Here is an 18,033-nt window from a genome sequence, read left to right as displayed (position 1 = left end):
TGCACCAGGTAGCGCACGCTGGAGACGCTGCCGAACCCGTTCGCGAACAGGATCGCGGCCAGCCAGGTCAGCGCCAGCACGCCGAACGCCCACGCGGCCCGGTTGTGCCGCAGTCCGGCCCGGATCGTGGTCATCACGCCACCCTTTCCCTGGTCGCCAGGGTCTTGATCGCGACCGCGACGACGAGCACGACGCCCTGCAGGATCATCTGGTAGAAGGTCGAGATCCCGGTGAACAGCAGCAGGTTGGTCAGCAGGCCGAGCAGCAGCGCGCCCAGCAGGGTGCCGCGCATCCGTCCCACCCCGCCGAAGAAGCTGATCCCGCCGAGCACCGCGACCGCGATCGAGTTCAGCGTGTACGGCGCGCCGATCGTCGGGTCGCCGGAGCCGGTCTGGATGGCCAGCCCGATGCCGGCCAGCCCGGTGAACAGGCCCGCCAGGGCGTACCCGAGGATCTTGGTCCGGCGGGTGTCGATGCCGCTGGCGAACGCGCCGTGCTCGTTGCCGCCGACCGCGTACAGGGCCAGCCCGAAGCGGGTCGTCTTGACCAGCTTCCACAGGCCCAGGGCCAGCAGCACCGCGACCGCGGGCAGCGCCAGGCCGTACCAGCCCTGGTTGTACGCCCGTACCAGCCCGGCCGGGACGTGCCCGCCGGGCTGCGGCAGCACGATCAGGGTGACGCCGCCCCACAGGAACGACGCGGCCAGCGTGACGATGATCGGCGGCAGCCCGGCGAACGCCACCAGGGCGCCGTTGGCCGCCCCGGCGAGCATGGTGACAACCAGCGCCAGCGCCATGGCGGCCAGCACGCCGCCGGTGCTGTCCGGCGCGGTGACCGCGAACACCGCCATGCCCAGCGCGAGCACCGCCCCGAGCGACAGGTCGATCCCGCCGGTGAGCATCACGATGGTCTGCGCCACCGCGGCCAGGATCAGCGGCAGGAACTGCGCGGACAGGATGGTGACGGTGGCCGGCTCCAGCAGCGTCGGGTCCAGCCGCTGGTACGCCACGAGCACCACCGCCAGCAGCGCGCCCAACCCGACCAGGTCCAGGTTGCGCCCGGCCCAGTCACGCATGGGTGACCTCCTCGGTGTGTTCGACGACGGTGTGACCCACGACGGAGGCGTGCACCAGGCGTTCCTCGGTCAGGTCGGCGCCGGCCAACCGGTCCACGACCGCGCCCTCGTACAGCACGACCACCTCGTCGCACAGCCCGACCAGCTCCATCGTGTCGCCGGAGGTGACCAGCACGGCCATCCCCTCGCCGGCCAGCTCGCGCAGCAGGTGGTAGATCTCGCGCTTGGTGCCCACGTCGATGCCGCGGGTCGGCTCGGCCAGCAGCAGCACCCGGGGACGCAACGGCAGCCACTTGGCCAGGGCCACCTTCTGCTGGTTGCCGCCGGACAGCCGGCGTACCTCCTGGGCCGGTGAGGCGGCCTTGACCCGCATCCGGCGCATCAGCTCCTCGACGAGGGCGGCCTCGCGCCGCCGGGAGACGGTGGTCAGCGCGCGGGCCGGGGCCAGCGCGCGCAGGCTGGTCAGCGCCAGGTTGGCGCGGACGCTCTGCGCCACGTGCAGCCCCTCGGTCTTGCGGTCCTCCGGCACGTAGCCGATGCCCCGGCGGATCGCCTCGCGGGGCGTCGCGAGGCGGCACGGCCGGCCGTCCACTTCGATCTGTCCACTGTGGCGGGCCAGGCCGAACAGCGCGCGCAGCACCTCCCGCTGCCCCTGTCCCTGCAGGCCGCCGAGGCCCACGATCCGGCCCGGTGCCAGCTCCAGGTCGACGCCGGCACACGCGCGCGGCACTGTGCCGGTTGGCTCGCTCCGCTCGCTTCGGCCTCGGCTGCCGGCGCAATCCGAGCTGGTCGCTCCGCGCCCAGCTCCGGATTGATCCGGCCCCGAGACCAACAGGCCGCGGACGGCCAGCGCCGGCGCCGCAAGCGCGGCCGCCGACGCCTTGGCCGGGAACATGTCCGTCAGTTCCCGGCCGACCATGAGCCGGACCAGGTCGTCGTGGTCGGTCTCCGCACGTTCGCGGGTGGCCACCACTGCACCGTCCTTGAGTACGGTCAGCCGGTCGCCGACGGCGAACAGTTCCGCCATCCGGTGGCTGACGATGATCACCGAACGCCCGCGCCCGCGCAGCTCGCCGACCACCTGGAAGACCGCGCGCACCTGGTCCTCGTCGAGCGCGCTGGTCGCCTCGTCGAGGATCAGCAGGCGCGGGTCGCCGCTCAGCGCCTTGGCCAGCTCCACGAGCTGCTGGGCGCCGAGCGGCAGCCGGCCCGCCGGGGTGCGCGGGTCGACGTCGAGGCCGACCCGTTCCAGCAGCGGGCGGGCGCGCGCCGCCAGGTCACGGTGGCGCACCAGCCCTCGCCTGCTTGGCCAGGAACCCAGGAACACGTTCTCGGCCACGCTCTGGTGCGGGTTGAGGCTCAGCTCCTGGTGCACCGAGGCGATGCCGGCGGCCCGGGCGCGGTGCGGTGACCACGCCCGGAACCCACCCCGAACCGGTTGACCGTCGTACCGGATCGTGCCGGAGTCCGCGGTGAGCAGGCCGGTGACCAGCGAGAGCACGGTGCTCTTGCCGGCGCCGTTCTCGCCGACCAGGGCCAGCACTTCGCCGGCGCGGACGTCGAAGCTCACCTCGTGCAGCACCCGCACGCCGGCGAAGGACTTCGACACCCGTTCGACGCTCAGCAGTGTCATCTGTCAGGCGCCGATGAGCTTGTCGATCTCGCTCTGCGCGATCGGCTGGATCGGGTACGAGTCGTCGGGCTGGTCGGTCTTGACGTACTGGTCCAGGTTCTCGTCGGTGATCTCGGGCAGCGGCACCGTGATGGTCGTCGGGACCGCCTTGCCGCCGGCCTTGGCGACGGCCGCCTCCAGCGCGATCACGGACAGGTAGTTGGGCTGCGCGGTGGCCAGCGAGGAGAACCCGGCCGACTTCTTGTCCGCCCACATCTTCAGGAACCCGTTGTAGTTCTCGCCGGTGATCGGCACGAGCTTTTTGTTCTGCTTGACCAGGGTCGAAAGGGCCGCCGCCGACAGCGCGCCGCCCTGGGAGAAGACGCCGGTGATGCCCGGGTGCGCGGAGTACGCGGAGGCGAACGCCTGGGACGCCGGCGCGAGGTTGTACTCGCTGTGCACGTTCGCGACGATCTTGATGTCCGGGTACTTCTTGAACACCTCCTCGGCGCCCTTCCAGCGGTCCTCGCTGACCGAGACGCCGGCCGGGCCGTTCATCGCGATGATCTCGCCCTTGCCGCCGAGCTTGTCGGCCAGCCACTGGCCCATCATCCGGCCCCACTCGACCTGGTCGGTGCCGACCCGGATGACCTTCTCGCTGGTCACCAGGCTGTCGAAGTTGACCACCACGATGCCGGCGTCGACGGCCTGCTCCAGCACCGGGTTGAGCGCCGTGGACGAGCCGGCGTCGACGAGGATGACGTCGTACTTCTGCTGGATCATGGCGCGGATCTGGGCGATCTGCTGCGAGGTGTCGCCGTTGGCGTTGAACGTCTCGTAGCTGGCCACCTTGCCGGCGCTCTTCAGCGTCGCGACGTCGTCCTCGAGCATCTTCAGGGTCTGCTGCATCCAGGACGGGGCCAGGTAGATGGTGGACCAGCCCACCTTCAGCGCCTTCGCGGCGGCGCTCGTCGTGCTGCCGCTGGGCGTGTCGTTGCCCGAGTCGACGTTGCAGGCACCGGTGGTCAGTACGGCCGCGAGGGCTGCGGCGGCGACCAACGCACGTCTGCTGAGCTTGCCTCTCATAACAATCTCCCTAACGAGCTATGTTCGTAAGTAGTTCGTAGTAGTAGGGTGCGATCAGGATGCGCTGGCAGGGCTGCTTCGGTCAACAGGGGGTTCGTAAAATGTTTATGCAACGAGCTACTTCCGAACCCATGCCGTATGAGGTGCCATGCCGATCGTGATCGGGCTCGTCGTCCACGCCAGCCATCAGTCGCTCTTCGAGGAGGCCACCCGGACCCTGTCCGGCGTACGGCTGGCCTGGGTCGCCTACCGGCACGAGGACGAGATCCGGCCGCGGGTCGAGGAGATGCTGGGCCGCGAGCACGTGCACGGCCTGCTGCTCGGCCCAGTCCCGTACGCCAAGTCCCGCGACCTGCTCCCGGCCGACCTGCCCGTGGCCGTGGTCCGGTCCGCCGACCTCGACCTGTCGATCGCGTTCTTCCGCGCCGCCGCCCGCGGCTGGCGCCCCACCCCGGTCAGCATCGACACCTTCGACCCGGAGGCCGTCGACGAGATCACCCGCGCCCTCGACCTCGACCGCCGCCAGGTCACCTGCCTGCCGTACGACCCGGAGCAGAGCGTGGCGCAGATCGTCGAGTTCCACCGGCAGGCCCGCGAGCGCACCGGCGCCGACTACGCGATCAGCCTGCGGACCGCGGTCACCGCCGAACTGCGCGCCGCGATGCCGGTCCTCAACGCCCTGCCCGGCACCGCGACCATCCGGGCCAACCTGCACGAGCTGGCCCTGCGCATCCAGTCCCGGCAGGCCACCGCGTCGCGCTTCGCGGCCGGCGTCTTCCTCGTGGTCAACCAGGAGGCCCAGGCCGACCTGGACCGCACCCGGATCGGCCTGATGAACCTGCTCGTCAACACCCCCGAGTTCAGCGACGCCTGGATCGAGAACCGGGACCGCCGCGGCGTGGTCGTCTTCGCCCACAAGGCGCTCTTCGAGCAGGCCACCCACAGCTGGGTCTCGCTGCCCACGCTCGCCCAGGCCCAGGAGACCCTCGGGGTACGGCTGGCCGCCGGGTTCGGCGTCGGCGCCTCCGCGCGTACCTGCGTGCAACTGGCCGAGTGGGCGGCGGCGCGGGCCGAGCAGGAGGACACGCCGTCGGCGTACCTGGTCGAGGACAGCGGTGTGATCATCGGCCCGATGAGCGGCTCGGCGTCCCCGCTCGCGTACACCTACCGCGGGCACGGCGACGACCTGGAAGACCTGGCCCGCCGCGCCGGGCTGAGCGCGGCCACCCTGTCCCGCCTGGCCGCCCTCGAACGCACCCTCGCCGGCCGGGCCATCTCACCCAGCGACCTGGCCAGCTCGCTGGGCATCACCGACCCCAGCGGCCGGCGCCTGATCCGCAAGCTGGGGGAGTCCGGCCTGGTCACCGAGGAAGGCAGCGCGCAGATGCACCGCAAGGGGCGGCCCACCCGCCTCTACCGCCTCGCGATCAGCCCCGCCGTCACCGGCGAGACGTCGTAGCGGCATGACCTACGATCTGCTGCTGGCCGGCGGCGAGGTCATCGACGTGGGCGGCGGCCACGTCGGCCGCTACGACGTCGCCGTGCGCGGCGGGCGGATCGCCGCCGTCGCGCCGGACCTGCCCCGCGACGCGGCCCGCGAGGTCGTCGACGCCGGCGGCAGGCTGGTCACCCCGGGCCTGGTCGACATGCACACGCACGTGCATCCCGAGGCCACCTACTGGGGCATCGACCCCGACCCGGTGGCGTGGTACTCCGGGGTCACCACCTGGGTCGACGCCGGCTCCGCCGGCGCGTACACGATCGACTCCTTGCGCGCGGCGGCGCGCGAGGCCCGGGTCCGGGTCAAGGCGCTGCTCAACATCTCGGCGGTCGGGCTGACCGCGCCGCACGGCGAATGCCGCGACCTCGACCTGTGCGACGTCGACCTCGCCACCGCCACCGTGGCGGCCAACCGCGACCTGATCGCCGGCGTCAAGGTCCGGATGGACGGCAAGACGATCGGCACGCACGGCCTGGAACCGCTGCGCCGCGCGCAGGAGGTGGCCGACGCCGCCGGCGTGCCGGTGATGGTCCACATCGGAGTGCCGCCGCCCACCGTGGGCGAGGTGCTGGGGCTGCTGCAACCCGGCGACATCGTCACGCACTGCGCCAGCGGCCTCGCGGCCGGCATGCTGGACGGCGGCGACCTCGCCCCCGCCGTCGTCCGCGCCCACGCCGACGGCGTCCGCTTCGACATCGGGCACGGCTCCGGCGGCTTCGCGTTCGACGTGCTGGAGGCGCAGCTCAAGGCCGGCGTCCTGCCCTACACGATCTCGTCGGACCTGCACGCGCGCTGCCTGTTCGGCCCGGTCTTCGACCTGCCGACGACCATGACCAAGCTGCTCGCCGTCGGCCTGCCTTTGGAGTACGTCGTCGCGGCCGCCACCGTCCACCCGGCCCGGGCGCTGAGCCTGCCCGGCGGCGTCGGCACCCTCGCCGTCGGCGCGCCCGCCGACATCGCGGTCTTCCGTCTGGCGGAGGGCCCCTTCGAGCTGGCCGACGCGCACCAGCAGCACCGGACCGCGGAGCGCCGCCTGGTCAACGAGGTCACCTACGTCGCCGGGCGCCCACTGCCGCCGCGGCTGCCGGCCGCGCCCAAGCCGTGGATCCCGCTCACCGGCGCGCAGCGCGACGAGCTCGCCCGGCGCGACCGCGAGATCCGCGACCTGCTCACCACCCCGCTCGTCGGCCCGGACGGGCTCGCCGAGCAGTTCCCGCGCGTTTCGTCGTCCGTTCCGTCGTCTGTTCCGTCGTTTGAAGGAGATTGCTGACCGTGCCCAAGAAGATCATTTCTACCCCGGCGGCCGCACCGCCCGGCGGCCCGTACTCGCAGGCCGTCGTCGCCGGCGACTTCGTCTACCTGGCCGGCGCCTGCCCGGTCCTGCCGGACGGCACCTGGGTACGCGGCACGTTCGCCGAGCAGGCCCGCCTGTGCTTCACCAACCTGGCCAGCGTCGCCGAGGCCGCCGGCGCCAACCTCACCCAAGCCGTCCGGGTAGGCATCTACCTGCGCGACTTCGCCCACTTCCCCGAGCTGAACGAGATCTACGCCGAATTCTTCGGCCCGGATGCCCTCCCGGCCCGCACCACCATCCCCGTCGCCCTAAGTGGCTTCGACATAGAGGTGGACGCCGTCCTCTACACGGGGTGACTTAGTCCCTGATCAACGCGGCTGGGATGCGGTCCAGCACCGGCCACGGGTACAGGCCGTAGTGGTAGAAGTCGACCGCGGCCACCCCGGGCAGGGTGGCCGCGGCGACCTTGCCGGCGAGGTGCCCGGCGTCGTCGGTGTCCGGCCACCCCGGGCGCAGCACCACCCGCACCGGGCAGCGGCCGCCGACCGCCTCGACGACCGAGGCGACGTCCGCCCGCAGTCGCTGCGGGTCGCGGGCGTACGCCAGGCAGGCGTACCCGTCGACCAGCCCGCTCAGCGCGGCCGGGTCGACGCCGAGACGCCAGCCCTGCACGGCCACCGGACCGCCGGCCGGCTCGCCACCGGCGTAGCCGAGCACCGCCCGGTGAGGTCCAGGAATATCAGCCGGCCGCCCTCGGCGTGGACCGCGTCGGCGACCCGGCCGGTGAGCGCGGCGACCACGGCCTGCCGGGCCCGCAGCATCGCGACCACGTCGTCGCCGACCGCCGCGGCCAGGGCGGCCGGCTCGCCCGGCGTCGCCGGTGCGCCGTCCAACGCCCGTTCCAGGTGGGTGGCGATCCGGGCGCGCAAGCGTTCCGGGTCCGCGCCCTGCCCGGCGACCGCGCGCCGGCAGTGCGCGCAGAAGCACAGGCCGAGCAGCGCCCGCTCGCCGTCGCCCAGCGGCACGAAGCACCGCTCGTGGTGGTGGCCGTGGTCGAACGTGCCGTAGCTCAGCGCCTCGGCGACGACCGGCGCGCCGGTCACCCGCACGACGGTCCGCGCCAGCGCCACCGCGTACGCGCCGGCGTCCGGGTGCGCCGGGCACAGGTCGGCCCGCAGCGGGTCGCCGAAGCAGTTGACGCCCGCCGCGTCCGGGTGCTCGGCGCCCAGCGTGGTGTTGTGCAGGAACACCGTCCACGCCAGCGCCCCGCCCGGACCGGCCAGCTCGAACAGCCGGGCCGCGGCGGCGACCTCGGCCGGATCCTGCACCGGCGGGCGCAGCCGTACACCGTCCCAGATGTCCGGCAGCTCGTCCGGGTGCGGTAGGAACAGCCCGTCCCGCCGGTGCACCAGCCGGGCCGGGCCGTGCGGGGTCACGTCGCGGGCCCGGTGGTACGCGACGGCGAGCGTGACCGCGTCCACGCCCCGCTCCCGGACGCGGCGCAGCACGGTGTCCACCCCCTCGGCGACCAGGTCGGACGGGAAGGCGTACAGGCTGGTGGTGAGCACGTGGGGAGGCTACAACCCGTCCAGGAAGTCCAGCGCGGGGCGAAGAAGAGCGTGCCGGTCACCGCGGTGGAGAACTCCAGGATGCGGTCGGTGTTGCCGGGCGGGTCACCCAGGAACATGTTCTCCAGCATCGTCTCGGTCACCGCCGGCGTACGGGCGTACCCGATGAAGTAGGTGCCGAATTCGCCGCGCCCGACGGTGCCGAACGGCATGTTGTCCCGCAGGATCTTGCGTTCGGTGCCGTCCGGCTCGGTGATGACGGTGAGCGCGACGTGCGAGTTGGCCGGCTTGACGGCGTCGTCGAGCTCGATGTTGGTCAGCTTGGTACGCCCGACGATCCGCTCCTGCGCCTCCACCGGCAAGGCGTTCCACGCCCGCAGGTCGTGCAGGTACTTCTGGACGATCACGTAGCTGCCGCCGGCGAAGGCGGGATCCTCGTCGCCGACCAGCACCGCCCGCTCCGCGGTGGACCCGACCGGGTTCTCCGTGCCGTCGACGAAGCCGAGCAGGTCGCGCATGTCGAAGTACTTGAAGCCGTGCACCTCGTCCCGGGCGGTCGCCGCGCCGCGCAGCCGGTCCATGATCTGGCCGGCCAGCTCGAAGCACGGGTACAACTGCGTGGCGCGCAGGTGGAAGAGCAGGTCGCCGGGGTCGAGGGCGCGCGGTGCACCGGACCGGTCAGCTCCCGGAACGGGTGCAGCGCCGCCGGCCGCGGCCCGGCGAACAGCCGGTCCCAGGCGTCCGACCCGATGCCCACCACGCAGCTGAGCCGCTCCTCGGGCACCCGGAAGCCGACCGAGCGCTGCAACCCGGGCAGGTCGGCCAGCAGGTCGCGGACGGTGTCCTCGCCGCCCGGGTCGACGGTCAGCACCAGGAAGATGGCCGCGGTCGTGAGTGGACTCAGAACCGGCTGCGGCACGGCGTTCCCCATGGCTGCCGAGCGTAGCGGCAGTCCCTCGCGCGGCCCCCTGCGCGCGGCCGCGCGCCGATCAAGGACTTTCGCGCCGATCAAGGGCATACGGCCGTGGTTTGGAGATCAAAGCACGACCATTTGCCCTTGATCGACGCACAAGCCCCTGATCGACGCACAAGCCCCTTAAGGGCGGGCGGCGAAGGCGTCGGCGGCGGCCAGGTCGAAGTCGCCGTGGTCGCTGCCCAGGCCCTGCGCCACCAGCGCGGCGGCGGCGCAGCCGAGCGCCGCGGCGGCCCGCGGGTCGCGGCCGAGTGCGACGCCGCGCAGGAACCCGGCGGAGAACGCGTCGCCGCAGCCGGTGGTGTCGACCACGTCGACCGGGTACGCCGGCACCGGCGAGGCGCCGTGCGCGTCGACGACCAGCGCGCCCTCGGCGCCGGCGGTGGCGGCCACGCAGCCGACCCCGCGGTCCAGCAGGGCGCGGCAGCCGGCGGCCAGGTCGGCGGCGCCGGTGAAGCCGAGCACCTGCTCGTCGTTGGGCAGCAGGTAGTCCAGGTAGGGCAGGGCGGGCGCGATCCACTCCAGCAGGCCGGGGTCGCCCGGCGCGAGGATGTCCGCCGAGGTGACCACGCCGCGCTCGCGCGCGTACGACAGGATCCGCGCGGCGGCGTCGCCGCCCATGAACTCGGGCCCGCCGATGTGCAGGTGGGTGGCGTCGGCGAGGGCGTCCCAGGGCACGTCGTCGGCGCCGTACGCGGCGTTGGCGCCGATCACGTGGAATGCCGGACGGGATCCGTCCGGACGGATCGGCAGCACGCTGGCGGACGTCTGGATGCCGTCGCGGCGGACCAGCAGGGACCCGTCGACGCCGGCCTGGCCCAGCAGCATCAGCAACATGTCGCCGGCCGCGTCGGTGCCGATCGCCCCCGCGGTGCGCACGCTCGCGCCGAGCTTGGCCAGCGTGAGCGCGGTGCCGCCGGCGGCACCCGCGGCGGTGACCTTGATCTGCTCGACCAGGTGCGCGCCCTGGCCGTCCGGGATGGACTCGACCGGGTGGACCAGCACGTCCAGCACGTGCGCGCCCATCGTGATGACCTTCATGCGCGACGATGCTAGGTTAAATCTGAAACAAAGTCACGTTCACCTTTGGATGGGCCGTGGTCGAAGCCGCACCATTGCGCCGTACCCCGCAGCAGGCGCGCAGCAAGGCGCGGGTCGCCCTGCTGCTCGAAGCCGCCGAGCGGGTCCTCGTCCGCGACGGCGTACCGGCGCTGACCACCAGCCGGGTGGCCGCCGAGGCCGGCATGTCGGTCGGCTCGCTGTACCAGTACCTGCCGGACCGGGGTGCGATCGTCGACGCGCTCGCCGCCGCGTACCTGACCCGGCTCGAACGCCTCATGGACGCGTTCGTCTCGGTGGCCGCGGCCGAGCGCTGGACGGACCCGGTCGGCGTGCTGATCGACGGCTTCGCCGACATCTACCGCACCGGGCACGGCTTCCGCGCGCTGTGGTTCGCCAGCGGGCTGACCGAGCAGACCCGGGCGGCGGACCGCGAGCACAAGCGCCGGATGGCCGCGGGCGTGCGCCGCGTCCTGCTCGTCCTCGGCCTCGCCCGGGACGGCCCCGACCTGGCGACCGCGTGCGACGCGGCGGTCCTGGCCGCCGACGCGCTGACCCAGGAGGCGTTCCGGCGCGACCCCGACGGCGACCCGGGCCTGCTCGCCGCCGCCAAGGTCATGCTGCGTGGCTACCTCGCCGAGATCACCGGTACGGCTCAGCGGCGGTAGCGGGCCGGCGGCGGCGCCGGCGCGGGGCCCAGGATGGACAGCCACCGCTGGTAGCTGGCCCGCCAAGTGCCGTCCCGCCGCACCCGTTCCAGCACCCGGTTGACGAAGCGGACGAGATCGGTGGCGGCCGGGGCGACGGCGACGCCGTACGGCTGCGCCTTGACCGGCGGGCCGACCACGACGGTGGTGGGGTCCTGCGCGGCCAGGCCGGCGAGCAGGATGTCCGATGTGGACACGGCGGCGACCTGCTGCTGTTGCAGCAGCACCAGGCAGTCGAGCACCTCGGCCGCGGACACCGGGATCACGCCGGGGTACGCGGCGATGTTGCTGATCGAGGTGCTGCCCGTGGCGGCGCACACCTTGGACCCGGCGAGCTGCGCCAGGTTCGTCACGCCGGAGTCACGCGGCACCAGCAGCCGCTGCGCCGCGCGGTAGTACTCGGTGGAGAACGCGACCTGCTGCCAGTCCCGGCAGGTCATGGTCATCGTGCGCACCACCAGGTCGACCGAGCCGTTGGTCAGGCTCGGGATCCGGTCGGCGGCGCTGAGCGCCACGAACTGCACCCGGTCGGGGCTGCCGAGCAGGTCGCGGGCGATCTCCCGGACCAGGTCGATCTCGAAGCCGGCCAGCTGCCCGGTCGCGGGGTCGCGGAACCCCACCCGGTACGCGTTCTGGCTGACGCCCGCGATCAGCCGGCCCCGCGCGCGGATCCGCGCCACGGCCGGGCCGTCGCCGCCGGCCGGCCGCAGGCTCGCCCGGGGTCGCAGGACTGGTCGTCGTCCGCAGCCGGCGGCGACGCCGGGTCACGCACGCCGGCCGGGCGGGGGGCCTCGACGCCCGCCGGCCGGTCGCGCTCCGCCGGGCCTTGCGCCACACATCCAGCGGGTACGACCAGCGCGGCGAGCAGCATTCCCGCGACCGGACCACGTACTTGCCGCCACGACATCATCAACGAGCACCGTAATGAACCCTGTCAACGCCTTGTGCCGGCATCCCACCGGTCATAGGTTGCGGGCATGCGTGCCCGTTGGTCCGCCGTGTTCGTACTCCTGCTGCTGGCGCCGCTGGCGCCCGGGCGACCCGCGTACGGCGGTGGCGCCAGCCACGCCGTCCGGTTGCCGGAACTGTCCGCGCCCGCGTCGCTGACCCGCGACGTCGACGGCATCGCCCACATCGCCGCCGCCAACGAGCACGACCTGATCTTCCTGCAGGGCTGGCTGCACGCCGGCGACCGGCTCTTCCAGATGGACATCACCCGCCGGCAGGCGTCCGGGACCCTGGCCGAGCTGCTCGGCCAGGCCGCGCTGCCCGGCGACGTGGAGGCCCGCACCATCGGGCTGCGCCGGGCCGCCGAGCGGAGCCTGCCGGCGCAGTCGCCCGCCGGGCGCAAATCCCTGTCCGCGTACGCCGACGGCGTCAACGCCTGGGTGTCCCGCAACCGCCTGCCGGCCCAGTACGCCGCGCTGGGCATCACCCGGTTCGCGCCGTGGACGCCGGTGGACAGCCTGGTCATCGGCAAGGCCATCGCGTTCAGCCTCTCCTTCGACCTGGACACCGAGCTGACCGTCATCGCGCAGGCGTACCGGGAGGCGGGCGCGGCGGGCGGCTTCGACGGCGCCGCCCTGTTCAGCCAGGACCTGTTCCGGACCCAGCCGTTCAGCGCGGCGAGCACCGTCCCGGACGCGACGGCCTCTGCTTTTGCGGCAGGGCCTGCGCGAGGAGAGGCGGTGCCAGCCAGCTCTGCGATCGGGCTGGCGCGCGACTACCAGGCGCGGGTGGCGGCGGTGCCGTTCCTGTCCCGGGCCGCGGACCGCGACTTCGCGCTCGGCTCCAACGAGTGGGCGATCAGCGGCCGGCACACCGCGACCGGCAAACCGATCCTCGCCAACGACCCGCACCTGAGCCTGGACGCACCGTCCACGTTCTACCCGGTGGCATTGCGCGGCGGCGGGTTCGACGTGCAGGGGGAGGGCTTCGCCGGGGTGCCGTACGTGATTCTGGGCCAGAACCGGCGGATCGCCTGGGGGCGACCACGAACCCGATGGACGTCACCGACACGTACGTCGAACAGCTGCGCCCCGATCCCACCTCGCCCAGCGGACTGTCCACTGTCTACCGCGGCGGGCTGGAGCACGTGCTCGCCATCCCGCAGACGTACCGGGTCAACCTGCGCACGCCCGGCCAGCCGGACGCGATCGCCACCGTCCCGCCCGGGGGAGCGATCCCGGCCGCCACGCTGATCGTGCCGCGCCGCAACAACGGCCCGATCGTCGCCGCCGACAGCGCCGCCGGCGTCGCCCTGTCCGTGCAGTACACCGGGTTCTCCGCGACCCGCGAGCTGGACACGTTCCGGCAGCTGGACCTGTCCCGCGACCTGCGTGACTTCCGGGCCGCGCTGAACGTGTTCGACGTCGGCTCGCAAAACTGGGCGTACGTCGACGTGGACGGCCACATCGCGTACTTCACCAGCGCCGAGCTGCCGCTGCGCGAGGACCTGGAGGCCGGCGCGGTCCGGGGCGCGCCGCCGTACCTGCTGCGGGACGGCACCGGCGGCAACGAGTGGCTGCCCGCCACCCGCCGGTACCCGGGCCAGGCGCTGCCGTACGAGATCCTGCCGCCGGGCGAGATGCCGCAGGTCGTCGACCCGCCGGCCGGGTTCTTCGTCAACGCCAACAACGACCCCGCCGGCACCACCCTCGACAACGACCCGCTCAACCAGCGCCGGGCCACCGGCGGCATCTACTACCTCAACGTCGGGTACGACGGGTTCCGGGCGGGCCGGATCACCGAACGGCTGCGCGCCGACATCGCCCGGCACCGCAAGCTGACGGTGGCGGACGTCAAGGCACAGCAGGCGGACGTGACGCTGCTCGACGCCGAGTTCTTCACCCCGTACCTCGTCTCCGCCCTGGCGCGGGCCCGCTCCAGCCACACGCCGGCCCTGGCCGCGCTGGCCGCCGACCCGCGGGTGACCGAGGCGGTCGGGCGCCTGGCCCGCTGGGACCGGACCACCCCGACCGGCATACCGCAGGGCTACGACGCGTCCGACGTGGACGGACGGCTGGCGCGCCCAGGCGCGCGGGAGATCGCCAACAGCGTCGCGGCCACCATCTACGCGGTCTGGCGCGGCCAGTTCGTCGGGAACGTCGTCGACGCGCGCCTGGCGCCGTACGGGCTGCCGCAACCGGGCGGCAGCGAGGCCCTCAAGGCACTGCGCCACCTGCTGGAGACGTACGACCAGCGGCACGGCGTCGGGGTGTCCGGTGTGGACTTCTTCGCCGTACCCGGAATCAGCGACCCGGCAGACCGGCGGGACCTGCTGGTGCTGCGCAGCCTGGCCGGCGCGCTCGACCTGCTCGCCGGCCCGCCGTTCGCCGCGGCGTTCGGCGGCTCCACGGACCAGGACGACTACCGCTGGGGCCGGCTGCACCGGGTCACGTTCGACGCGGTCCTCGGTCCACCCTGGACGATCCCGGCCACCGGCGGCCCGCTGCCCGGCCTGCCGGGGTTGCCGACCGACGGCGGGTTCGGCACCGTCGACGTCGCGAACCACGGGGTGCGCGCGGACGCCGCCGGCGAGTTCACGTTCGGCGGTGGCCCGGTACGGCGGTTCGTGGCCCAGCCGGCGCGCGGCGTGATGCGCGCGGAGTCGTCACTGCCGGGCGGCACCAGCGAGTGGCTCGGCAGCCCGTACTACCAGAACCTGCTGCCCCGCTGGCTCACCAACGAGACGTACCCGGTGCGGCTGGACCGGGCGGACCTGGCCAGAGCCACCGCCTCGGTCACCCACTACCTGCCTGAACGGCGCGCCAATGCCTGATCGTGACGGTCCCACGACGTTGGCGGCGCTTCTCTGAGCTGGGTCACGACGACGGAGGCGAACTGCCCGGGTCTGTTCCGGGAGGTCCGCCTGTTGTACGCCGTAGCGCCCGGCCTCGGACCGGCAGGGGAGGAACAGCTCCGGTACGTCACGAAGGCCGCACCGGGCCCGGTCGACATCCACTGACGCGACCCGAAAACGCCGTTCTTCGGCCCGGGCACCCGGCGGGACCCTAGAATCGGGCGAAACTGCTCATTTGCGTCGGGGTCGCCATGCATGCGTTCCTCAGGTCCGTCGGCCGGAGATGCGCCCACTGGCATTGGGCCGTGATCGGCGCGTGGTTGGTGATCCTCGCCGGTCTCCTGCTGGCGCGGGCGACGTGGGGCGGCGACTTCGCCAACGACTACACCGTGCCGGGCACCGAGTCCCAGCGCGGCGCGGACGTGCTCAAGAAGGAGTTCCCGGCGCAGAGCGGCAACGCCGGCCAGGTCGTCTTCGCCGCGGCGGCCGGCAAGCAGGTCTCCGCGGCCAGCGACGCGATCAACCAGGCGATGGGCAACGTCGGCAAGCTCGACCACGTGCTGAGCGCGGTCAGCCCGTTCGCCGCCGCGAACTCGCCTTTGGTCGCCAAGGACGGCGCCGTCGCGTACGGGACGGTCAACTTCGACGTGGTGACCAACACCCTGGAGCAGGACTACCTGGACCAGTTCGACGCCGCGGTGCAACCGGCGCGGGCGGCCGGCCTCCAGGTCGAGTACGGCGGCGCCGCCGGCCAGATCGGCCAACGCACCGAGGACCTCAACTCCGAGGTCCTGGGCCTGGCGTGCGCGCTGCTCCTGTTGATCTTCATGTTCGGCTCCGTCGTGGCGGCCGCCATCCCGCTGCTGTCCGCCGTGTTCAGCGTCATGGCGGGGCTGTCGGTGCTGGGGTTGCTGGCGGCGGCGTTCACGTTCCCCACCACCGCGCCCACGGTCGCCACGCTGCTGGGGCTCGGCGTCGCCGTGGACTACGGCCTCTTCCTGGTCGCGCGGCACCGGGAGAGCCTCGACGCCGGCCTCGCGCCGGTGGACGCGGCGGGCGCCTCGAACGCCACGTCGGGCAGCGCCATCATCGTCGCCGGAAGCACGGTGGTCATCGCGATCCTCGGCCTGTTCGTCGCGGGCGTCCCGTTCGTCAGCGCCATGGGTACGGCCGCGGCCGTCGTCGTCGCCATCACGATGCTGGTGTCGCTGACCCTCGTGCCGGCGTTCCTGGGCGTCGCCCGCGGCAACGTCCGCTCGCTGCGCGAGCGGCTCGCCGAGCGCCGCGCCCGCCGCGCCGGTGGCGCCCTCCCTGACCGGGCGGCTCGGGAGCAGGCCCACGAGCACAGCGCGTTCGCCCGCTGGGGCGCATGGTCAGCTCCCACCCGTGGCCATGGGGCATCGCGGCCCTGGTGATTCTCGGGCTGCTGGCCGTGCCGCTGTTCTCCATCCGGTTCGGCCAGGTCGACGCCGGCACCGACCCGACCAGCCAGACCGACCGCCGCGCGTACGACCTCATCGCCAGCGGCTTCGGGCCCGGCGCCAACGGCCCGCTCACCGTCGTCGTGTCGCTCCCGTCCGGCCAGTCCTCGACCGACACCCAGAACACGCTCAGCAGCCTCCAGCAGACGCTCGCGAAGACGGCGGGCGTCGCCTCGGTGTCCACGCCCCAGGTCAACCAGGCCGGAACGACGGCCGTCCTCAACGTCATCCCGACCACCGGGCCGCAGGACGCCGCCACCACCGACCTCGTCGGCGACATCCGCGACGACGTGCTGCCGCCGACCAAGCTGACGACGTACGTCACCGGCTCGACTGCCGGCAACGTCGACTTCACCGACCGCGTGGTGAGCCGCATGCCGCTGCTCATCGCCGCCGTCGTATTCCTCGCGCTGCTACTGCTCACCGCGGCGTTCCGCTCGCTGTCCATCGGGCTGAAGGCGGCCGCCATGAACCTGCTGTCGGTCGCCGCCGCGTACGGCGTGGTGGTGGCCGTCTTCCAGTGGGGCTGGGGATCGAGCCTCGTCGGAGTGGACGAGACCGTGCCGATCCCGGCCTTCGTACCGATGCTCATGTTCGCGATCATCTTCGGCCTGTCCACCGACTACGAGGTGTTCCTGCTCTCCCGCGTGCACGAGGCGTACCTGTCCACAAAGGACTCCCACCGCAGCGTGGCCATCGGCATCGGCAGCACCGCACGCGTGATCACGACCGCCGCCGCCATCATGATCGTGGTCTTCACCAGCTTCGTCATCGACCCCGACCCGACCGTCAAAATGCTCGCGGTCGGCATGGCCGCCTCCGTCCTGATCGACGCCAGCATCGTCCGGATGGTCCTCGTACCGTCGGTGATGTCGATCCTCGGCGACCGCGCCTGGTGGATCCCCGGTGGCTGGCCAAGATCCTCCCACGCCTCGACATCGAGGGCGCCGACATCCACCCACCCACCCCCAAACCCGCAATCCCCGTACCCTGACCCCCTGCCCTGCCCTGCCCTGCCCTTGCCCCGCGCGGTCGCGCTCTCCGCGTCCGCTGCGCTCGCTGCGTCGATCAAGGGCTTGCGCGTTCTCCGCGTCGATCAAGGGCATATGGCCGTGCTTTGATCTCTAAACCACGGCCATATGCCCTTGATCGACGCGAAAGTCCTTGATCGGTGGGCTCGGCGGTGCGGGCCTGTTCCCGCCCGGTCCCCACTCCCAAGAGGGCTGCCCATTTGGGGGCCGCGACATGAGTGGGGCGCCCCTATGCCTGCCAGGGCGTGCATAGGGGAGCCCTACTCACGCGAAACCAGGTCGGCGCCGTGTCGCGGGGTGCCCGTCCACCGTGAGTGGAACACCAGTGCTGTTAAGGAGCACTCATAACAGCACTGGTGTTCCACTCACGTCGTCGCCGCACGGCCGTGCACTGACCACTGGAGCCGGCCTCCAATCCACGACCGTATGCCGTTGATCAACGCAGAGGTTCTCGATCGACGTGCGCCGTCGGCGCGGTGTGCGACGGCGCGTCCGGCGCATGGCGCCATGTGCGGCCCTGCGCCCCGCGCCCCGCGCCCCGCGCCCCGCGCGACGTCGCGCTGCGCTCTGCGTGTGCTGCGCTCTGCGTGCCGATCAAGGGCTTGCGCGTCGATCAAGGGCAAACGGTCGTGGTTTAGAGATCAAAGCACGGCCGTTTGCCCTTGATCGGCGGAGAAATCCTTGATCGACGCGCAGAGCGTAGAGCGCAGAGCGCGGAACGCGCAGAGCGCGGCCCCGTGCGCCGCGGACGGGGCGCGGCAGGGTGGGGATGGGTGCGGCAGGGTGGGGATGGGGCTGGACATTGACATCTGTCGTGGTCGGTCTTAGGCTGCCGGAAAGCGCT

General features: G+C 72.6%; 14 protein-coding genes and 2 pseudogenes. 7 read left to right on the top strand and 9 right to left on the bottom strand.

Annotated elements, in window-relative coordinates; translation table 11 throughout:
• Positions 1 to 133: 133 nt before the first annotated feature.
• Genes Prum_RS48390 through Prum_RS48380 form a run of 3 tightly spaced genes read right to left on the bottom strand, consistent with a single transcriptional unit; the run spans position 134 to position 3,773 of the window.
• A complete protein-coding gene (locus Prum_RS48390) occupies positions 134 to 1,075 on the bottom strand; it encodes an ABC transporter permease (protein ID WP_173086427.1) in 942 nt (313 codons plus the stop codon).
• Positions 1,068 to 2,708: a sugar ABC transporter ATP-binding protein gene (locus tag Prum_RS48385; protein WP_173086425.1), complete on the bottom strand. Its 1,641-nt coding sequence runs from the start codon at positions 2,706 to 2,708 to the stop codon at positions 1,068 to 1,070. The genes Prum_RS48390 and Prum_RS48385 overlap by 8 nt, the downstream gene beginning before the upstream one ends.
• Positions 2,709 to 2,711: 3 nt before the next feature.
• Positions 2,712 to 3,773, bottom strand: a complete 1,062-nt coding sequence (locus tag Prum_RS48380) for an ABC transporter substrate-binding protein (protein WP_173086423.1) — start codon at positions 3,771 to 3,773, stop codon at positions 2,712 to 2,714.
• Positions 3,774 to 3,921: 148 nt separating this feature from the next.
• Here Prum_RS48380 and Prum_RS48375 point away from each other — a divergent pair, with 148 nt between their 5' ends.
• Genes Prum_RS48375 through Prum_RS48365 form a run of 3 tightly spaced genes read left to right on the top strand, consistent with a single transcriptional unit; the run spans position 3,922 to position 6,924 of the window.
• Entirely contained in the window at positions 3,922 to 5,232 is a 1,311-nt protein-coding gene (locus tag Prum_RS48375) for a helix-turn-helix domain-containing protein (protein WP_246278830.1), read from the top strand.
• A gap of 4 nt (positions 5,233 to 5,236) precedes the next feature.
• Positions 5,237 to 6,544: an amidohydrolase/deacetylase family metallohydrolase gene (locus tag Prum_RS48370; protein WP_173086421.1), complete on the top strand. Its 1,308-nt coding sequence runs from the start codon at positions 5,237 to 5,239 to the stop codon at positions 6,542 to 6,544.
• 2 nt (positions 6,545 to 6,546) lie between these two features.
• Positions 6,547 to 6,924 (top strand): RidA family protein, encoded by a 378-nt coding sequence (locus Prum_RS48365; protein WP_173086419.1) that lies wholly within the window; start codon positions 6,547 to 6,549, stop codon positions 6,922 to 6,924.
• A 1-nt stretch (position 6,925) separates the two neighbouring features.
• Here Prum_RS48365 and Prum_RS48360 read toward each other — a convergent pair whose 3' ends face one another.
• From Prum_RS48360 to Prum_RS48350, 4 genes and pseudogenes are all read right to left on the bottom strand, one after another.
• The gene (locus Prum_RS48360) at positions 6,926 to 7,240 is read right to left on the bottom strand and encodes a hypothetical protein (protein WP_173086418.1); all 315 of its coding nucleotides are present in this window, start codon (positions 7,238 to 7,240) and stop codon (positions 6,926 to 6,928) included.
• Positions 7,201 to 8,136 (bottom strand): hypothetical protein, encoded by a 936-nt coding sequence (locus Prum_RS53435; RefSeq protein WP_246278829.1) that lies wholly within the window; start codon positions 8,134 to 8,136, stop codon positions 7,201 to 7,203. The genes Prum_RS48360 and Prum_RS53435 overlap by 40 nt, the downstream gene beginning before the upstream one ends.
• Positions 8,137 to 8,228: 92 nt before the next feature.
• Positions 8,229 to 9,067: pseudogene (locus tag Prum_RS48355) on the bottom strand (Dyp-type peroxidase); the annotation flags it as partial.
• A 165-nt stretch (positions 9,068 to 9,232) separates the two neighbouring features.
• Positions 9,233 to 10,150 carry a carbohydrate kinase family protein gene (locus tag Prum_RS48350; protein ID WP_173086416.1) on the bottom strand — a complete coding sequence of 306 codons (918 nt, stop codon included), beginning with the start codon at positions 10,148 to 10,150 and terminating at the stop codon, positions 9,233 to 9,235.
• 56 nt (positions 10,151 to 10,206) lie between these two features.
• On the opposite strand from Prum_RS48350, the gene Prum_RS48345 reads away from it, so the two are divergent.
• Positions 10,207 to 10,836 carry a TetR/AcrR family transcriptional regulator gene (locus Prum_RS48345; protein ID WP_173086414.1) on the top strand — a complete coding sequence of 210 codons (630 nt, stop codon included), beginning with the start codon at positions 10,207 to 10,209 and terminating at the stop codon, positions 10,834 to 10,836.
• Here the strand turns inward: Prum_RS48345 and Prum_RS48340 are convergent.
• Both Prum_RS48340 and Prum_RS50550 read right to left on the bottom strand, forming a co-directional pair.
• The gene (locus Prum_RS48340) at positions 10,824 to 11,555 is read right to left on the bottom strand and encodes a glutamate ABC transporter substrate-binding protein (RefSeq protein ID WP_218577967.1); all 732 of its coding nucleotides are present in this window, start codon (positions 11,553 to 11,555) and stop codon (positions 10,824 to 10,826) included. The genes Prum_RS48345 and Prum_RS48340 overlap by 13 nt on opposite strands.
• A complete protein-coding gene (locus tag Prum_RS50550) occupies positions 11,525 to 11,782 on the bottom strand; it encodes a hypothetical protein (RefSeq protein ID WP_218577966.1) in 258 nt (85 codons plus the stop codon). Before Prum_RS50550 ends, Prum_RS48340 begins: the two co-directional genes overlap by 31 nt.
• Positions 11,783 to 11,852: 70 nt before the next feature.
• On the opposite strand from Prum_RS50550, the pseudogene Prum_RS55680 reads away from it, so the two are divergent.
• From Prum_RS55680 to Prum_RS48325, 3 genes and pseudogenes are all read left to right on the top strand, one after another.
• Positions 11,853 to 14,656 (top strand): annotated as a pseudogene (locus tag Prum_RS55680) (penicillin acylase family protein).
• A 326-nt stretch (positions 14,657 to 14,982) separates the two neighbouring features.
• Positions 14,983 to 16,092 (top strand): MMPL family transporter, encoded by a 1,110-nt coding sequence (locus Prum_RS48330; protein WP_173086410.1) that lies wholly within the window; start codon positions 14,983 to 14,985, stop codon positions 16,090 to 16,092.
• Positions 16,047 to 17,279, top strand: coding sequence for an MMPL family transporter (locus tag Prum_RS48325; protein ID WP_173086408.1), 1,233 nt, complete (start codon positions 16,047 to 16,049; stop codon positions 17,277 to 17,279). Before Prum_RS48330 ends, Prum_RS48325 begins: the two co-directional genes overlap by 46 nt.
• The last annotated feature ends 754 nt before the right edge of the window (positions 17,280 to 18,033 follow it).

It is taken from the genome of Phytohabitans rumicis, assembly GCF_011764445.1.
Lineage (GTDB): Bacteria > Actinomycetota > Actinomycetes > Mycobacteriales > Micromonosporaceae > Phytohabitans > Phytohabitans rumicis.
The sequence above is the reverse complement of the archived record's forward strand: the minus strand, read 5'-3'. Positions and strand labels throughout refer to the sequence as shown.

What these genes read in the sequence shown, in the direction of transcription:
- Prum_RS48390 (WP_173086427.1), bottom strand. Translation starts at nt 1,075, where the DNA reads ATGCGTGACTGGGCCGGGCGCAACCTGGACCTGGTCGGGTTGGGCGCG.
- Prum_RS48385 (WP_173086425.1), bottom strand. Translation starts at nt 2,708, where the DNA reads ATGACACTGCTGAGCGTCGAACGGGTGTCGAAGTCCTTCGCCGGCGTG.
- Prum_RS48380 (WP_173086423.1), bottom strand. Translation starts at nt 3,773, where the DNA reads ATGAGAGGCAAGCTCAGCAGACGTGCGTTGGTCGCCGCCGCAGCCCTC.
- Prum_RS48375 (WP_246278830.1), top strand. Translation starts at nt 3,922, where the DNA reads ATGCCGATCGTGATCGGGCTCGTCGTCCACGCCAGCCATCAGTCGCTC.
- Prum_RS48370 (WP_173086421.1), top strand. Translation starts at nt 5,237, where the DNA reads ATGACCTACGATCTGCTGCTGGCCGGCGGCGAGGTCATCGACGTGGGC.
- Prum_RS48350 (WP_173086416.1), bottom strand. Translation starts at nt 10,150, where the DNA reads ATGAAGGTCATCACGATGGGCGCGCACGTGCTGGACGTGCTGGTCCAC.
- Prum_RS50550 (WP_218577966.1), bottom strand. Translation starts at nt 11,782, where the DNA reads ATGTCGTGGCGGCAAGTACGTGGTCCGGTCGCGGGAATGCTGCTCGCC.
- Prum_RS48325 (WP_173086408.1), top strand. Translation starts at nt 16,047, where the DNA reads ATGGTCAGCTCCCACCCGTGGCCATGGGGCATCGCGGCCCTGGTGATT.